Source organism: Caldimonas hydrothermalis (genome assembly GCF_056746695.1).
The window spans coordinates 80,095-94,384 of the sequence record NZ_JBWQXA010000006.1; the positions used below are offsets into that span (position 1 = coordinate 80,095).

Sequence of the window (14,290 nt, forward strand, 5' to 3'; positions counted from 1 at the left end):
CCCCAGCTCATGTCTCTCATCACCACCCCCCATCTCGACGCGCCCGACGACTTCTACGAAGCGCTGATCGACGCCCACCGTGAGCTCTCCACGGCGCAAAGCCATGAACTGAACGCCAAGCTCGTGCTGCTGCTGGCCAACCACATCGGCGACACCGCCGTGCTGCGCCAGGCCCTGCAGGCGGCGCGCGACAGCGTGCTTTCCTCTTCCCACCACGCAGGATGATGTCCATGAACGACGCCCCCCTGACCTACCTCAGCGGCTTCGGCAACGAATTCGCCACCGAGGCCCTCCCCGGTGCGCTGCCCATCGGGCGCAACAGCCCGCAGCGCGCACCCTTCGACCTGTATGCCGAGCTGCTGTCGGGCACCGCCTTCACCGCACCGCGCGCGGTCAACCGGCGCACCTGGATGTACCGCCGCCAGCCCTCGGTGGTGAGCGGCGCCTACCGGCCTTACGAACAGCCCTACTGGACCACCGGCGCCGCCGGCGGCGTGGCCGTGCCTCCCGAGCCGCTGCGCTGGAACCCCTTCCCCCTGCCCGAGGCCGCGCACGACTTCGTCGACGGCCTGCGCACCATCGTGGCCAACGGTGACGCCGACGCGCAGTGTGGTGTGGCCGCGCATGTGTACCTGGCCAGCCGCTCGATGGGCCGCCGTGCGCTGGTCAATGCCGACGGCGAGATGCTCTTCGTGCCCCAACAGGGCCGGCTGCGTCTCGTCACCGAACTGGGCGTGCTCGAAGCGAAGCCGGGCGAAATCGCGCTGGTGCCGCGCGGCATGGCCTTCAAAGTGGAGCTGCCCGACGGGCCCTCGCGCGGCTATGTGTGCGAGAACTACGGCGCCTTCTTCCGCCTGCCCGAACTCGGCCCCATCGGCTCGAACGGCCTGGCCAATGCGCGCGACTTCCTCACGCCCGTGGCAGCCTGGGAAGACGGCGCAGGCGAGTACGAGATCGTCAAGAAGTACGGCGGGCGCCTGTGGCGCAGCACGCAAGGACACACGCCCTTCAACGTGGTGGCCTGGCACGGCAACCTCGTGCCTTTCAAGTACGACACCGCGCACTTCATGACGATCGGCTCGATCAGCTACGACCACCCCGATCCGTCGATCTTCACGGTGCTGACCTCGCCATCGGACACCCCGGGCACGGCCAACTGCGACTTCGTGATCTTCCCGCCTCGCTGGATGGTGGCAGAGGATACCTTCCGCCCGCCCTGGTACCACCGCAACCTGATGAGCGAGTTCATGGGCTTGGTCTACGGCCAGTACGACGCCAAGCCCGAAGGCTTCAAACCCGGCGGGGCCTCGCTGCACAACTGCATGGTGCCCCACGGCCCGGACACCGAAGCCTTCGAGAAGGCCAGCACCGCACCTCTGGCCCCGCACAAGCTCGACAACACCCTGGCCTTCATGTTCGAAAGCCGCTACCGTTTCGTGCCCACCGAGTACGCCATGAACAGCGGCACGCTCGACACTGCCTACGCCCAGTGCTGGCAGGGCCTGAAAGACCAGTTCCAAGGAGCCAAGGCATGAGCGCGCGCCTGGATGAGACCCACGATCCCTCGCTGCAATCCTGGGTCGAGACGGCCAACGATCCGGCCACCGATTTCCCGATCCAGAACCTGCCGATCGGCCGGTTCCGGCGCGCCGGCAGCCACGAGGCCTTCCGCCCTGGCGTGGCCATCGGCGACCAGATCGTCGATCTCGCCGCCGCCGCCCAAGCCGGGGCGTTGCCGGCCGACGTGGCCGCGGCCCTGGCGGCCTGCACAGACGGCGAACTCAACGCCTTCATGGCCCAGGGCCGCGGCGTGCGTATGGCGCTGCGCCGCGCGCTTTCGCAGGGCTTGCGCCGCGGCAGCGCTGAGCAAGGCATGCTGTCGCGCTGCCTGGTGCCGCAAGCCCAGGCCGAATACGCCCTGCCCTGCCGCATCGACGGCTACACAGACTTCTACACCGGCATCCACCACGCCACTGCGGTGGGCAAGCTCTTCCGGCCCGACAACCCGCTGCTGCCCAACTACAAGTGGGTGCCCATCGCCTATCACGGCCGCACCTCGTCGATCGGCGTGAGCGGACAGACGCTGCGCCGGCCGCTGGGCCAGCTCAAGGCGCCCACGGCCGAGGCGCCCCGGCTGGCCGCCTGCGAGCGGCTGGACTATGAGCTGGAGCTGGGCTTGTTCGTCGGCCCCGGCAATGCGCGCGGCGAGCCCATCCCCATCGAGCAGGCCGAGGACCATGCCTTCGGCCTGGTGCTGCTCAACGACTGGTCGGCCCGCGACATCCAGGCTTGGGAATACCAGCCTCTGGGCCCGTTCCTGTCGAAAAACTTCGCCACCACGATCTCGCCGTGGATCGTCACGATGGAAGCGCTCGAACCCTTCCGCAGCGCCTGGAGCCGCCCCGAGGGCGACCCGCAGCCGCTGCCCTACCTGGATTCGGACGACACCCGCTTGCGCGGTGCCATCGACATCACGCTGGAAGTGTGGCTGCAGACGGCGCGGATGCGGGAAAACGGCCAGGAACCCCAGCGTCTCATGCAGTCCAATTTCCGGGATGCGTACTGGACGGTGGGCCAGATGATCGCCCACCACAGCATCAACGGCTGCAACCTGCAAAGCGGTGACCTGCTGGGGTCGGGCACCCAGTCCGGCCCCAGGGCCGATCAAGGCGGTTCGCTTCTCGAACTTACGTGCGGTGGGAAGAATCCGGTGCGATTAGTGAACGGTGAGACTCGCACTTTTCTGGAGGATGGGGATACTGTCGTCCTGCGGGCGCGTTGCGAGCGCGATGGCTTGCGCGCCATCGGGTTCTCCGATTGCGCAGGCACGGTGCTGCCGGCCCCGGTGCTGCCCCGGCGCTGACCCCCTCTGTTTGCGCGACCCTGACATTCCACAACCAGGAGACTGATCCATGAAACTGCTGCTGAAGACCTGCGCGGTGGCCCTGGCGGCCGCCTTCGGCTGGGCCGCCCAGGCCCAGGAGGTGACCTTGCGGGTCCATCACTTCTGGCCGGCCCAGGCCATGCCGCCCACCAAGGTGCTGCAGCCCTGGTGCGACAAGATCGCCGCCGACTCCAACAACCGCTTGAAGTGCCAGGTCTTCCCGGCCATGCAGTTGGGCGGCACGCCCGCGCAACTGATCGACCAAGTCCGCGACGGTGTGGTCGACATCGCCTTCACGCTGCCGGGCTACACCGCCGGCCGCTTCCCCATCATGGAAGCCTTCGAGCTGCCCTTCATGATCCGCTCGGCCGAGGCCGGCTCCAAGGCGGCCTGGGAGTTCTACGAGAAGTACGCGCAGAAGGAGTTCGCCAGCGTCAAGCCGCTGATGTTCGCCGTGCACGAGCAGGGCTATGTGCACACCCGCGACAAGCAGATCAAGACCCTGGCCGACTTCAAGGGCCTGAAAATGCGCGCCCCCACCCGCCAGACCAACCGCCTGCTGGCCAGCCTGGGCGCCTCGCCCGTGGGCATGCCGCTGCCGGCCGTGGCCGAGGCGGTGAACAAGGGCGTGATCGACGGCTTCGTGCTGCCCTGGGAGGTGATCCCCTCGGTGCGCCTGCACGAGATGGTGAAGTTCCACACCGAGACGCCGGACAACCGCCCGGCGCTGTACACCTCGGTGTTCGTGCTGGCGATGAACCCGGCCAAGTACAACAGCCTGCCGGCGGACCTGAAGGCCGTCATCGACCGCCACAGCGGCGCGGTGCTGTCGGCGGCAGCGGGCAAGACCTGGGACGCCGCCCGCGCGCCCGGCCGCAAACCCGCCGAGGAACGCGGCAACACCTTCTACACGCTGCCGGCCGAGGAGGTGGACAACTGGATCAAGGCCTCCGCACCGCTGCACGACGACTGGGTCGCCGCGATGGACAAGGCCGGACTGCCGGGCAAGCAGATGCTCGAAGACGCCCGCGCGATGATCGCCAAGCATCAGAAGTAGTCCTCTTTCCAAAGCGCCGCCACTGCTGGACCATCGTCCGGCCAACAGCGCACCGGGGCGGACGCGCCAAGCGGCGCGCCCGCCCTTTTTTGGAGCCCCCCGCATGTATCACCTGCTACGCTGGACCGCGATGGTCTTTGCCCTGATCGGCGGCCTGGCTGCAGCCCTGGTGGGCTGCATGACGGTCGCCAGCATCATCAGCCGCACGCTGTGGTCCACCCCCATCCAGGGCGACGTGGAACTCACCCAGTTCGGCATCGCCCTGGCCATCTCGCTGTGCCTGCCCTGGTGCCAACTGCACGGCGGCAACATCATCGTCGACTTCTTCACGCTCAAGGCCCCGGAACGCGGCCGCCAGATCCTGGACGGCATCGGCGCGGTCCTGCTGGCCGCCATGGTGATCCTGCTGGCCTGGCGCACCGGCGAGGGCGCCGTCGCGGTGAAGGAAGCGGGCGAGACCTCGATGATCATGGGATTGCCGATGTGGATCGTCTACGCCGTGCTGGCGCCCGGCTTTGCGCTGACCGCGCTGATCGCGCTGTACCAGGCCGTCATGCATGTCCTCGGTCGTGAATCGGAGGCCACGGCATGAGCCCCACGATGATCGGCCTCGTGATGTTCGCGGCGATGCTGGGCCTCATGGCCCTGCGCATCCCGATCGCCGCAGCGATGTTCATTCCCGGAGCCGTGGGCTACTGGGCCATGACCAACGAGCTGGCCTTGCTGAACCTGCTCAAGGGCTCGGCGGTGGCACGCCTGACGGTCTACGACCTCTCGGTGATCCCGCTGTTCCTGCTGATGGGCCAGTTCGCCACCCAGGGCGGCCTGTCGCGAGCGCTGTTCAAGGCCGCCGCGGCCTTCATCGGCCACATCCGCGGCGGCCTGGGCATGGCCGCCATCATGGCCGCGGCCGGCTTCGGCGCGGTGTGCGGCTCTTCGGTGGCCACCACGGCCACGATCGGCCAGGTGGCCTACCCGGAGATGAAGTCGCATGGCTACTCGGGCCGGCTGTCCACCGGCGTGCTGGCCACCGGGGGCTCGCTGGGCATCCTGATCCCGCCCTCGGTGCCGCTGGTGGTGTATGCCATCCTCACCGAGCAGAACATCGCCAAGCTCTTCGCGGCGGCCTTTGTGCCAGGCCTGATCGCGGTGGTGGGCTATCTGGTGGTGATCGCCCTGTATTGCCGCGTGCGCCCCGACCTGGCCACGGCCTCCGAGCCCACGCCCTGGGCCCAGCGCTGGAAGGCCCTGGTGGCCGTGTGGCCCATCGCGACGATCTTCATCGTCGTCTTCGGCGGCATCTACGCCGGCATCTTCACGCCCACCGAGGGTGCAGCCGTGGGCGCCATCGGCACCTTCATCGCCGGCCTGGCCTCGCGCGAGCTCGGGCTCGAAGGCATCAAGCGCTCCTTCCTGGGCACGGCCGAGACCTCGGCAATGGTCTTCATGATCTTCCTCGGCGCCGACATGATGAACTCGGCCCTGGCCCTCACGCAACTGCCGGCCAACCTGGCCGACTGGGTCTCGCACCTGGATGTGCCGCCGCTGGCCATCGTGGCCACGCTGTTGGCCTTCTACGTGGTGCTGTGCTGCGTGATGGACGAGCTGTCGATGCTGCTGCTGACTATCCCCGTGGTCTTCCCGGCCATCATGGGGCTGGAGCTCTTCGGCCTGGACCCGCAGGAAAAGGCCATCTGGTTCGGCATCCTGGTGCTGATGATCGTGCAGATCGGCCTGATCACGCCGCCCGTGGGCCTGAACGTCTACGTGGTCAACAGCGTGTGCAAGGACGTGCCGATGAGTGAGACCTACCGCGGCGTGCTGCCCTTCCTGGCCAGCGACTTCGTCCGCGTGGCCCTGCTGCTGTTCTTCCCGGCCATCACGCTGGGCGCGGTGCGCTGGCTGTTCGGCTGATCAGGCCGGGCGCGCCTCGCGCGCGCCCAGCAGCTCATCGACCAGGCTGAGCACCTCGCGCACGTCCACCGGCTTGGTGAGGTAGCGCTGCGCCCCGGCGCGCAGCACCCCTTCGATCTGGTCCTGCAGGGCATCGGCCGAGACCACCACCACCGGCACCTGGGCCGTGCGCGGGTCGCTGCGCAGGTGTTGCAGCACCTCCAGGCCGTGCATGTCGGGCAGGTGCAGATCGAGCAACACCAGATCAGGCGCGTGCGAACGGATCGCGGCCAGCCCCTCGGCGCCAGTGGCAAAGACGCTCAGCTGGATCTGCGGCCGTTGGGACAGAACGCCGCGCATGACCTCGGCATTGATTTCGTTGTCCTCGATGTAATGGACGCGGCGCTGCCCGTAGGAAGGCGCGGTGGGTCCCAGCTCGCCAAAACCGGACACACCGGCCGGGGCGGCCGCCGCGCTGGGCAGCTCCAACGTGAACGTGGAGCCCTGGCCTTCGACCGATTGCGCCCGCAACTGCCCGCCCATGCCTTCGGCCAGCCGACGACTGATCACCAGGCCGATGCCAGTGCCCGGCGCGCCCGAGCGCTCGCGGCCCAAGCGGTTGAACGGCTCGAACAAATGGGCCAGTTGCTCCTCGCTCAGGCCCATGCCGGTATCGCAAATGTGGATGTCCACCACCGCACCTGCGGGATGCGCGGGACGGGGCCGTTCGGCCACTTCGATCCACACCCGGCCGCCCTCGCGGTTGTATTTCACCGCATTGCTGAGCAGGTTGGTGAGAATCTGCTTGACCCGCGTGGCATCGCCCATCACGGCCAAGCCCCGGACCGCCTCTTCATCGAACTCCACGCGCACGCCGCGCTGCAAGGCCTCGGCTTGCACCAACGCGACCGATTCCTTCAAGAGCTTGCGCAGCGGCAAGGCTTCGGTGTGCAACTTGACCGTGCCCAGGTCGATACGCGAAAGATCGAGCACATCGTTGATCATCTCCAGCAAATGCCAACCCGCCTTCTGGATCTGCGCCAGCCACTCGCGCTGCGGGCCAGACCAAGCCGGTGCGGCGTCCATGCCCAATAATTGAGCAAAGCCCAGCATGGCATTGAGCGGGGTACGCAGTTCATGGCTCATGCGCGAGAGGAAGTCGCTCTTGGCACGGTTGGCCGCCTCGGCCAGCTCGCGCGCCCGCTCGGCCTCTTCCAGGCGCAGCCGCTCGCTGATGTCTTCGACCACGCCAACGGTGCGATAGGGGCGGCCTTGCGCATCGAACAATGGCCGCACCTGCACGCGCACCCAGCGCACCTGGCCATCGCGTGTGATATAGCGCTTGGTGCGGCGGTAAAACGGCAACTCGCCGCTGGCCATGCGCAGCAGCAACTGCGTGTCGGTCCCGCGGTCCTGGGGGTCGGTCAAATCCGCGGTGGACATCATGCTCAGCTCCTCGGCGCTGTAGCCGGTGATCTGGCAAAAGCCCGGGTTGGCCTGGATGATGCGGCCTTGCAGGTCGGTGTAGACGATGCCCGCCGGCACCGTGTTGAAAATGTTGCGCAGGCGCTGTTCGCTCTCGCGCAGGGCCACCTCGGCGGAGCTGCGCTCGGCGATCTCGCGTTGCAGTTGGGCGGTGCGCTCACGCACCGCGGCCTCGAAGCGACGGGTGCGGCCCGTGAGGGTGAGCAACAACACGCTGAGCATCGTGGCCGCCAGCAGCATGGCCATGGCAAACGCCCAGAGGTTCCAGGGTGCCGCCCCCGGCAGGTGGCTTTCGTCGACTCGCACACGCAGCATCCACTCGCGCCCGGCCAGCCCGAATGGAACATCGACGAGGCGCGCCTCGACCGCGTCGTCTGCCGCCGACTCGCACCCCGGCAAACCGGCCAGGCGCTGCTGCGCAAAGGCCGCTCCTGAGGGCGGGAGCGGCCCCCGATCCACCATGCACAAGCTCAGATGCTCGGCCAAGGCGCCAGCAATGGCGCGCAAGGCATCGTCCATGCGCAAAGTGAGGAAAACCAGGCCCCGCGTGGCCCGCAACCGCTCCTCGGCCGAACGTGGTTGGCCCTCATAGATCGGCCGGTACAGCACCACACCGACTTGATCGTGCGTCTCCTGGGTGAGACGGAATCCCGCGGAGACCACGGTTCGGTCCTCGCGGCGTGCGCGTTCGATGGCCGCTGCAGCCGCCGGGATGGTCAACACATTGACCCCGAGCGCAGTGGCATTGCCCGCCATGGGCTCGATATAGTGCATCACCATCGCCTCGTCGGCCGGCGGCGGCAGGCCGCCGCGGCGATTGAACACCTGAAAGCCGCTCAAGCCCTCGGCCTGGACTTGCGCCTCGAAGGCCGGCAGGTCCTGCATCCGCACGCGGCGATGCCAGCCCAAGGCTTGCACCCCCTCCAAACGGCTCAGCCACGGTTCGGCCGCCAGCCGAAATTCGGCTCGCGTCACATCTTCGGAAGCGACGAACACGCCGTGCATCGCGTCCAGAACGTCGAGGTAGCGTTGAAACTCACGTTGCACCCGGTCGGCCGCCACGACGGCGTCGCGCATTGCGGCGTCGTCGCGGCGCTGGCGCTCGCGCTCGCCCACCTCGTGGATGGCCAGCGCCATCACGAGCATGACGGCCGCCAGCGGCAAGGCCACCGTCAAACGCCGAGGCCGCCAAGCCTCTTGCGGCTGCGCAATGAAGCTGAGCACCACCGGCGCGGCCACCAGCACCCCCAGGGTGTCGCCGCACCACCAGGTCCACCAGCTCAGGGCGAGGTCCGCGCTGGGCAGCGTCTGGGGCCATCCCAGGGCCAGGGTCCCGGCACTGGCACTGACCACACAAGCCACCGGCCCAGCCAGCAGCATGAAGCGCAGGATGTCACCGGGCGCCTCCAGCGCCGGCGCTTGGCCGAGCCGGCGGCGCACCAAGCTGGCCCCAAGCCAGGCCTGCAAGCCGGCCCCTAAGCCCACGATCGCGGGCACGACCCAGCCTTGGGCCAGAGGCTGCGCGACCGTGCCGTGCATCATATGGGTGAGCACGGCGCTGGTCAGCACCACGGTGAGCCAGGCACGATGACCCCACACCATGGTGCAGGCCAGCGCCCAGCCCGCCGCGGGAAACCAAGGCGAGGCAAATCCCTGTGGCAAGGCCAGCGATAAGGCGGCCGCACTGAGCGCGGCATAGCCGGCAGCCGTGACGATCAGCGGGAGCAGCACCGTGCGGACGAAGCCAGAATGCATCGGGGTGTCGGGAGCAATGGCAGGCCCGCCCCGGGATCGACCGCCACTCCACCAGGGACAGGGATAGGTGCGCAGCGTACCACCCCGCACCGCGGCCGTGCAAAGCGAAGCGGCGGTCTTGCCCCGGCGACAGCCTCGCGCTACCGTGTGGGCCGAAAGGATGCCCGGATGTCCCGACTGCCGCTTTTCTTCCTGCTGGGCCTGGCCGCCGTGCTGGCGGCCTGTGCCTCGTCGCCCGACCCGGCCGCGCCGGTCGACCTGCGCGGCCAGGTGCCCGCAGCCCGTTACGTCGGCACCCTGCCCTGTGCCGACTGCGCCGGCGTGCGCACCGATCTCGCGCTGTATCGCCAGGGCTCCACGCCCGTGGGCTATGCCCTGGTCGAGACCTACCTTGGCACCCGCGACGGCGACCGCCGTTTCGAGCGCACCGGCCGCTGGTCGCTGCAAGCCAGCGGCCAGCCCGATCTCGCCCTGCTCACGCTGGACCCGGGCGTGCCCGAGCGCGAGCGGCATTTCGCTCAGGTGGGCGAACTGGTGCTGCGCGCGCTGGATCGGGCCCGCAACGAACTACCGGCCCACCTGCCTCGCAGCCTGGTGCGCGTGCCCGACGACGTGCCCGCCGGCGTGCCGGTGCTCACCCTCAGTGACGGCCGCAGCCTCACCGATCTGGCCGTGGGCGGCCAGCTCGTGCTGTTGTTGCCGGCCCACCGGGCCATGGGCTACGGCTGGCGCATGGTGCCCGACCCCAACGCGGTGCTCGAGCCGGTGGCCAACCCCGCCTACGTGAGCGATGCGGCCAGCGCGGCGCGTGTGGCGGCCCCGGGCCTGGAAGTCTTCCGCTTCCGCGCCCCGGTGCCCGGCCAGCAGATCCTGCGCCTGGAGTACCGGCGAAGCTGGGATCCGTCCACGGCGCAGACGCCGTCGGTCACCTTCACCGTGCGGGTGCGGTGAGAGGGATGCTCAAGGCCCGACGTCCAGCAGCCATTGCAGCAGGCTCTTGGCGATGAAGCCGAGCATGCCGAAGGCCAGCACGAAAAAGAGCACGAAGGTGCCGAAGCGACCCGCCTGGGACTTGCGCGCCAGGTCCCAGATGATGAAGAGCATGAAGGCGATGAAGGCCGCCAGGCCGATCGTGACGCCGTAGTGCGAGAACTGCTCCTCGGTCATGCCGCCCACCTCAGCGCCGCTCGGGCCAGGCCGAGGCATCCACCAGCTCGGTGTAGGCATGCCAGCTCGCATGCCCCAGCAAGGGCACGCACCACACCAGCCCCACCAGCGTGAGCAGGCCCAGCGCCGTGCAGGCAAAGATCAGAGCGGCCCACACCAGCATCGTCACCGGGTTGTGGCCCACCGCCCGCACACTGGTCAGCACCGCCAGAGACAGCGGCACGCGCCGCTCCAGCAGCATCGGAATGGCCACCACCGAGATCGCGAACACCCAGGCCGCCAGCAGGCCACCGGCCAGCAGCCACAGCAGGAAGAGATGGCCACGCTGCACGAAATCGGCCGAGCGCAACACACGCGGGCTGAAGAAGCCCTGCAGGCCGGCCCAGGGTTCGCCGGCCATCGCCAGCACCACCATGGCCGAGAAGCCCACCCACAGCGTGCCGATGAGCGCCAACAGCAGCGCAAAGCGCAGCAGTGCCCCGCTGAGCCGCCAGGCCTGCACCACGTCGGCCCAGGTCGGTTCGACCCCCTGCGCCAGGCGTCGGCTGATCTGGTACAGCCCCGTGGCCAGCAGCGGGGCCACCAGCAGGAAGCCGCTGTAACCGCCGGCCAGCACCCCGAAGTGACGCCAGCCCAGCAGCGCAATCGCCACGGCCCCCAGCATCACCACCAGGCCATGGATGAGGCTCAGGCCCGGGGCCCGCGCCAGATCCTGGTGCCCGGCCACCAGCCAGCGCAGCGGCCGGGTGGGTTCGAGAGACCGCACCGGGGGCAGCGCGGCGGCAGTCGCGGAAGGTGCCGGGGTCATGGTCCGTGTCCGGGGGTGCGGCGGCCGTGAGTGTCACCCAGGCAGGCGGCAGCTGTCGCCCCCTCAGGCGGGCACCCGCCCTCGGGCTCCTGGGCCAGCTCGGCCAGGATGCGGCATTCGGCGCTGGGCCGGGCCCGGCCGCACAGGCGCTCCAGCGCCTGGAGCTGGTCGCGCAATTGCACCAGCTCGTCGATGCGCTGCTGCACATGCGTCAGGTGCTGACGCACCAGCTCATCGGCCGCCGTGCAGTCGGCCTGCGGGTCGTCGCGCACGCGCAGCAGCGCGCGGATCTCGTCGAGCGAGAGGTCCAGCGCGCGGCAATGGCGGATGAAGCGCAGCCGCGCCACATGGCCCTCGTCGTAGCGCCGGTAATTGCCCTCGGTGCGCGCCGGGGCCGGCATCAGCCCCGCCTTTTCGTAGTAGCGCACCGTCTCCACAGGAGTGTGGGCCCGCTCGGCCAGTTCGCCAATCTTCATGCTTGACTCTGGAGTGGCTTCAGGGTTTGCAATGACTGTACGCCGAAGTACCGGCCTGACTCCACCCCCGAGGAAATCGACCATGTCCGCTCATTGCCACGCCCATGCCTGCCCAACCACCGCCCACCGGCTCGCCCACGACCCGCGCTGGCGCCGCAGGCTGTGGATCGCCCTGCTCGTGAACGCCGCGATGTTCGGGGTGGAGCTCTGGGCGGGCTGGCAGGCCGAATCGGCGGCCTTGCTGGCCGATGCCGTCGATTTCGCGGGCGATGCCATCAATTACGGCCTGTCGCTGGCCGTGCTGGGCCTGGCGGCCGTGTGGGCCTCGCGCGTGGCCTGGCTCAAAGGCTGGATGATGGGCTTGTATGGCCTGGGCGTGCTGGCCTACGCCGGTCGGCTCGCCTGGGTGGGGTCGGCCCCGCAGCCGGCCACGATGGGCCTGGTTGGCGTGCTGGCCCTGGTGGCCAACGTCATGGTGGCCGCATTGCTCTACCGCTACCGCAGTGGCGATGCCAACGCCCGGTCGGTGTGGTTGTGCTCGCGCAACGACGCCATCGGCAACGCCCTGGTGGTGCTGGCCGCCCTGGGCGTCTTCGGCACCGGCACGGCCTGGCCCGACCTCATCGTCGCCACGACGATGGCCACCCTGGGCGTGAGCGCGGCCTGGCGCGTGATCGCCCAAGCACGGCAAGAGCTGAAGGACCACGCCCCAACCGCCTGAGCCTGCTTCAGCGTGTGGCGCAGCCGGCGCTGCCGCAGTGGGAGATGGGCACATCGGGCAGGGGCTGCGCTGCAGCCCCCGGCCGCAGCGTGCCGGTGGCCGTGTCGAAGCCCACCTGCTCGCAATGCCAGGCCAATGCCGCGTCCATCATCTGCGCATGCTGCGGGAACCACAGCGCCAGCTCGTCGGCCAGCCGGCGCACCAGCGACAGGTCCTGCGCGGCCTGCCGCTCCACCTGGCGCATCAGCTCCAGCACCATCGTGTGCTGGCGCTGGTGGCAGTTGTCCGGCGCAAAGCCGGTGGCGGCCATCCAGGCGTCCTCCTGCCCGAAGTGGGCCTCGGTGTGCTCGATGAGCATGCGCAGCGCCGGCCGCAGGGCCTCGTCGGTGGCGGAGTGCAACGCCTGCAGGTGCTCGACGAATTCTCGATGGGTGCGGTCCATCGCCTCATCGCCGAGGGCCAGGGCATCGGACCATTGCAGGGGTTGGGACATGGGCAGCGGCCTTTCGGGAACAGGCCGCCAGCCTACCGGCCTCTTGCACGCCGGGCCTTGCCCCAGGTCAAGTCCAGGGCATCAAGCCAGCCGTGCCCGATGGCGCGCCACCTGGGCGCGCACCTGGGCCGGCGCGGTGCCGCCCAGGATGTTGCGGGCATTGAGCGAGCCGCGCAGCGAGAGCACTTCGTACACGTCCTCGCCCACCAGCGGCGAGAAGCTTTGCAGCGTGGCCAGCGGCAGCGCCGACAGGTCCACGCCCTGGCCGATGGCCGTCTTCACCGCGTGCGCCACCACCTCGTGGGCGTCGCGGAAAGGCAGGCCCTTTTTCACCAGGTAGTCGGCCAGGTCGGTGGCGGTGGCATAGCCCTTCAGCGCCGCGCGCTCCATCGCCTCGGGCTTCACGGTGATGCCGCCCACCATCTCGGCAAAGATGCGCAGCGTGTCCTTCAAGGTGTCCACCGTGTCGAACAGCGGCTCCTTGTCTTCCTGGTTGTCCTTGTTGTAGGCCAGCGGCTGGCCCTTCATCAGCGTGATCAGGCCCATCAGGTGGCCCACCACGCGGCCGGTTTTGCCGCGCGCCAGCTCGGGCACGTCGGGGTTCTTCTTCTGCGGCATGATCGACGAGCCGGTGCAGAAACGGTCGGCAATGTCGATGAAACCGAAGCTCTGGCTCATCCACAGGATGAGCTCTTCCGACAGGCGCGACACATGCACCATGGCGAGCGAGGCGGCGGCCGTGAACTCGATCGCAAAGTCGCGGTCGCTCACCGCGTCGAGCGAGTTCTGGCACACGCCGTCCATGCCCAGCGTGCGCGCCACGCGCTCGCGGTCCAGCGGGTAGCTGGTGCCGGCCAGGGCGGCCGCGCCCAGGGGCAGGCGGTTCACACGCCGGCGCACCTCGGCAAAACGTTCGGCATCGCGCGCGAACATCTCCACATAGGCCAGCATGTGGTGGCCGAAGCTCACCGGCTGGGCCACCTGCAAGTGGGTGAAACCGGGCAGGATCACCTCGGCGTTCTTGTCGGCGATATCCACCAGGGCCTTCTGCAGGTCGGTGAGCAGGCCGTCGATCAGGTCGATCTCGTCGCGCAGCCACAGCCGCACGTCGGTGGCCACTTGGTCGTTGCGGCTGCGGCCGGTGTGCAGACGCTTGCCGGCGTCGCCGATCAACTGCGTCAGGCGGGCCTCGATGTTCAGGTGCACATCCTCCAGGTCGAGCTTCCACTCGAAGGCGCCCGATTCGATCTCCTGCGTGATGATGGCCATGCCGCGCTGGATGGCGGCGTGATCGTCGGCCGAGATCACGCCCTGCGCGGCCAGCATCTCGGCATGCGCCAGCGAGCCCCGGATGTCAGCGCGCCACAGGCGCTGGTCGAAGAACACGCTGGCGGTGTAGCGCTTGACCAGCTCGCTCATCGGTTCGGAAAAGAGCGCAGACCAGGCTTCGGATTTCTTGTCGAGTTGGTTGGCGGACATGTCGGATGAACGGCGCAGGCCGGCTGGATGGACGCTCGCCCTGCGGCTTGCCGGGGCAGGCAGGCGTCCGGG

14 protein-coding genes are annotated in these 14,290 nt (G+C 68.8%); 8 read left to right on the top strand and 6 right to left on the bottom strand.

Translation table 11 applies throughout. From position 1 onward, the window contains the following. Nucleotides 1-9: 9 nt before the first annotated feature. From AC1ECW_RS09480 to AC1ECW_RS09505, 6 genes are all read left to right on the top strand, one after another. On the top strand, nucleotides 10-225 hold the full coding sequence (locus AC1ECW_RS09480) for a DUF2783 domain-containing protein (RefSeq protein ID WP_409707288.1): 216 nt from the start codon (nucleotides 10-12) through the stop codon (nucleotides 223-225). Nucleotides 226-230: 5 nt separating this feature from the next. After that, nucleotides 231-1,535 (top strand): homogentisate 1,2-dioxygenase, encoded by a 1,305-nt coding sequence (gene hmgA / locus AC1ECW_RS09485; protein ID WP_409707291.1) that lies wholly within the window; start codon nucleotides 231-233, stop codon nucleotides 1,533-1,535. Next, nucleotides 1,532-2,863, top strand: coding sequence for a fumarylacetoacetase (gene fahA / locus AC1ECW_RS09490; RefSeq protein WP_409707294.1), 1,332 nt, complete (start codon nucleotides 1,532-1,534; stop codon nucleotides 2,861-2,863). The genes hmgA and fahA overlap by 4 nt, the downstream gene beginning before the upstream one ends. A gap of 49 nt (nucleotides 2,864-2,912) precedes the next feature. After that, nucleotides 2,913-3,941 (top strand): TRAP transporter substrate-binding protein, encoded by a 1,029-nt coding sequence (locus AC1ECW_RS09495; protein ID WP_409707297.1) that lies wholly within the window; start codon nucleotides 2,913-2,915, stop codon nucleotides 3,939-3,941. A gap of 103 nt (nucleotides 3,942-4,044) precedes the next feature. Then, nucleotides 4,045-4,533, top strand: a complete 489-nt coding sequence (locus AC1ECW_RS09500; RefSeq protein WP_409707300.1) for a TRAP transporter small permease — start codon at nucleotides 4,045-4,047, stop codon at nucleotides 4,531-4,533. After that, nucleotides 4,530-5,855, top strand: coding sequence for a TRAP transporter large permease (locus AC1ECW_RS09505; RefSeq protein ID WP_409707303.1), 1,326 nt, complete (start codon nucleotides 4,530-4,532; stop codon nucleotides 5,853-5,855). The genes AC1ECW_RS09500 and AC1ECW_RS09505 overlap by 4 nt, the downstream gene beginning before the upstream one ends. Here the strand turns inward: AC1ECW_RS09505 and AC1ECW_RS09510 are convergent, their stop codons facing one another. Continuing rightward, nucleotides 5,856-9,074, bottom strand: coding sequence for a CHASE domain-containing protein (locus tag AC1ECW_RS09510; RefSeq protein WP_481201706.1), 3,219 nt, complete (start codon nucleotides 9,072-9,074; stop codon nucleotides 5,856-5,858). Nucleotides 9,075-9,242: 168 nt separating this feature from the next. Here AC1ECW_RS09510 and AC1ECW_RS09515 point away from each other — a divergent pair, with 168 nt between their 5' ends. Beyond that, nucleotides 9,243-10,025, top strand: coding sequence for a protease inhibitor I42 family protein (locus AC1ECW_RS09515; RefSeq protein ID WP_481201707.1), 783 nt, complete (start codon nucleotides 9,243-9,245; stop codon nucleotides 10,023-10,025). A gap of 9 nt (nucleotides 10,026-10,034) precedes the next feature. On the opposite strand, the gene AC1ECW_RS09520 is transcribed toward AC1ECW_RS09515, so the two are convergent. Genes AC1ECW_RS09520 through cadR form a run of 3 tightly spaced genes read right to left on the bottom strand, consistent with a single transcriptional unit; the run spans nucleotide 10,035 to nucleotide 11,525 of the window. Further along, nucleotides 10,035-10,241: a DUF2788 domain-containing protein gene (locus tag AC1ECW_RS09520; protein ID WP_481201708.1), complete on the bottom strand. Its 207-nt coding sequence runs from the start codon at nucleotides 10,239-10,241 to the stop codon at nucleotides 10,035-10,037. A gap of 10 nt (nucleotides 10,242-10,251) precedes the next feature. Beyond that, nucleotides 10,252-11,049, bottom strand: a complete 798-nt coding sequence (locus tag AC1ECW_RS09525) for a DUF2189 domain-containing protein (RefSeq protein ID WP_481201709.1) — start codon at nucleotides 11,047-11,049, stop codon at nucleotides 10,252-10,254. Further along, complete coding sequence (gene cadR, locus AC1ECW_RS09530; protein ID WP_481201710.1) at nucleotides 11,046-11,525, bottom strand: Cd(II)/Pb(II)-responsive transcriptional regulator; 480 nt, start codon at nucleotides 11,523-11,525, stop codon at nucleotides 11,046-11,048. The genes AC1ECW_RS09525 and cadR overlap by 4 nt, the downstream gene beginning before the upstream one ends. A gap of 82 nt (nucleotides 11,526-11,607) precedes the next feature. Between cadR and AC1ECW_RS09535 the strand changes: the two genes are divergently transcribed. Beyond that, nucleotides 11,608-12,246, top strand: a complete 639-nt coding sequence (locus tag AC1ECW_RS09535; RefSeq protein ID WP_481201711.1) for a cation efflux transmembrane domain-containing protein — start codon at nucleotides 11,608-11,610, stop codon at nucleotides 12,244-12,246. Nucleotides 12,247-12,253: 7 nt separating this feature from the next. On the opposite strand, the gene AC1ECW_RS09540 is transcribed toward AC1ECW_RS09535, so the two are convergent. Together AC1ECW_RS09540 and argH are read right to left on the bottom strand one after the other, a co-directional pair. Next, complete coding sequence (locus tag AC1ECW_RS09540) at nucleotides 12,254-12,739, bottom strand: hemerythrin domain-containing protein (protein WP_409708521.1); 486 nt, start codon at nucleotides 12,737-12,739, stop codon at nucleotides 12,254-12,256. A gap of 81 nt (nucleotides 12,740-12,820) precedes the next feature. After that, a complete protein-coding gene (argH, locus tag AC1ECW_RS09545; protein WP_409708524.1) occupies nucleotides 12,821-14,218 on the bottom strand; it encodes an argininosuccinate lyase in 1,398 nt (465 codons plus the stop codon). Nucleotides 14,219-14,290 lie beyond the last annotated feature (72 nt).

Coding starts and splice junctions, on each gene's coding strand:
- cadR (WP_481201710.1), bottom strand. CDS start 11,525: ATGAAGATTGGCGAACTGGCCGAGCGGGCCCACACTCCTGTGGAGACG.
- hmgA (WP_409707291.1), top strand. CDS start 231: ATGAACGACGCCCCCCTGACCTACCTCAGCGGCTTCGGCAACGAATTC.
- AC1ECW_RS09510 (WP_481201706.1), bottom strand. CDS start 9,074: ATGCATTCTGGCTTCGTCCGCACGGTGCTGCTCCCGCTGATCGTCACG.
- AC1ECW_RS09535 (WP_481201711.1), top strand. CDS start 11,608: ATGTCCGCTCATTGCCACGCCCATGCCTGCCCAACCACCGCCCACCGG.
- AC1ECW_RS09495 (WP_409707297.1), top strand. CDS start 2,913: ATGAAACTGCTGCTGAAGACCTGCGCGGTGGCCCTGGCGGCCGCCTTC.
- AC1ECW_RS09515 (WP_481201707.1), top strand. CDS start 9,243: ATGTCCCGACTGCCGCTTTTCTTCCTGCTGGGCCTGGCCGCCGTGCTG.
- AC1ECW_RS09500 (WP_409707300.1), top strand. CDS start 4,045: ATGTATCACCTGCTACGCTGGACCGCGATGGTCTTTGCCCTGATCGGC.
- fahA (WP_409707294.1), top strand. CDS start 1,532: ATGAGCGCGCGCCTGGATGAGACCCACGATCCCTCGCTGCAATCCTGG.
- AC1ECW_RS09540 (WP_409708521.1), bottom strand. CDS start 12,739: ATGTCCCAACCCCTGCAATGGTCCGATGCCCTGGCCCTCGGCGATGAG.
- AC1ECW_RS09505 (WP_409707303.1), top strand. CDS start 4,530: ATGAGCCCCACGATGATCGGCCTCGTGATGTTCGCGGCGATGCTGGGC.
- AC1ECW_RS09520 (WP_481201708.1), bottom strand. CDS start 10,241: ATGACCGAGGAGCAGTTCTCGCACTACGGCGTCACGATCGGCCTGGCG.
- AC1ECW_RS09480 (WP_409707288.1), top strand. CDS start 10: ATGTCTCTCATCACCACCCCCCATCTCGACGCGCCCGACGACTTCTAC.
- argH (WP_409708524.1), bottom strand. CDS start 14,218: ATGTCCGCCAACCAACTCGACAAGAAATCCGAAGCCTGGTCTGCGCTC.
- AC1ECW_RS09525 (WP_481201709.1), bottom strand. CDS start 11,049: ATGACCCCGGCACCTTCCGCGACTGCCGCCGCGCTGCCCCCGGTGCGG.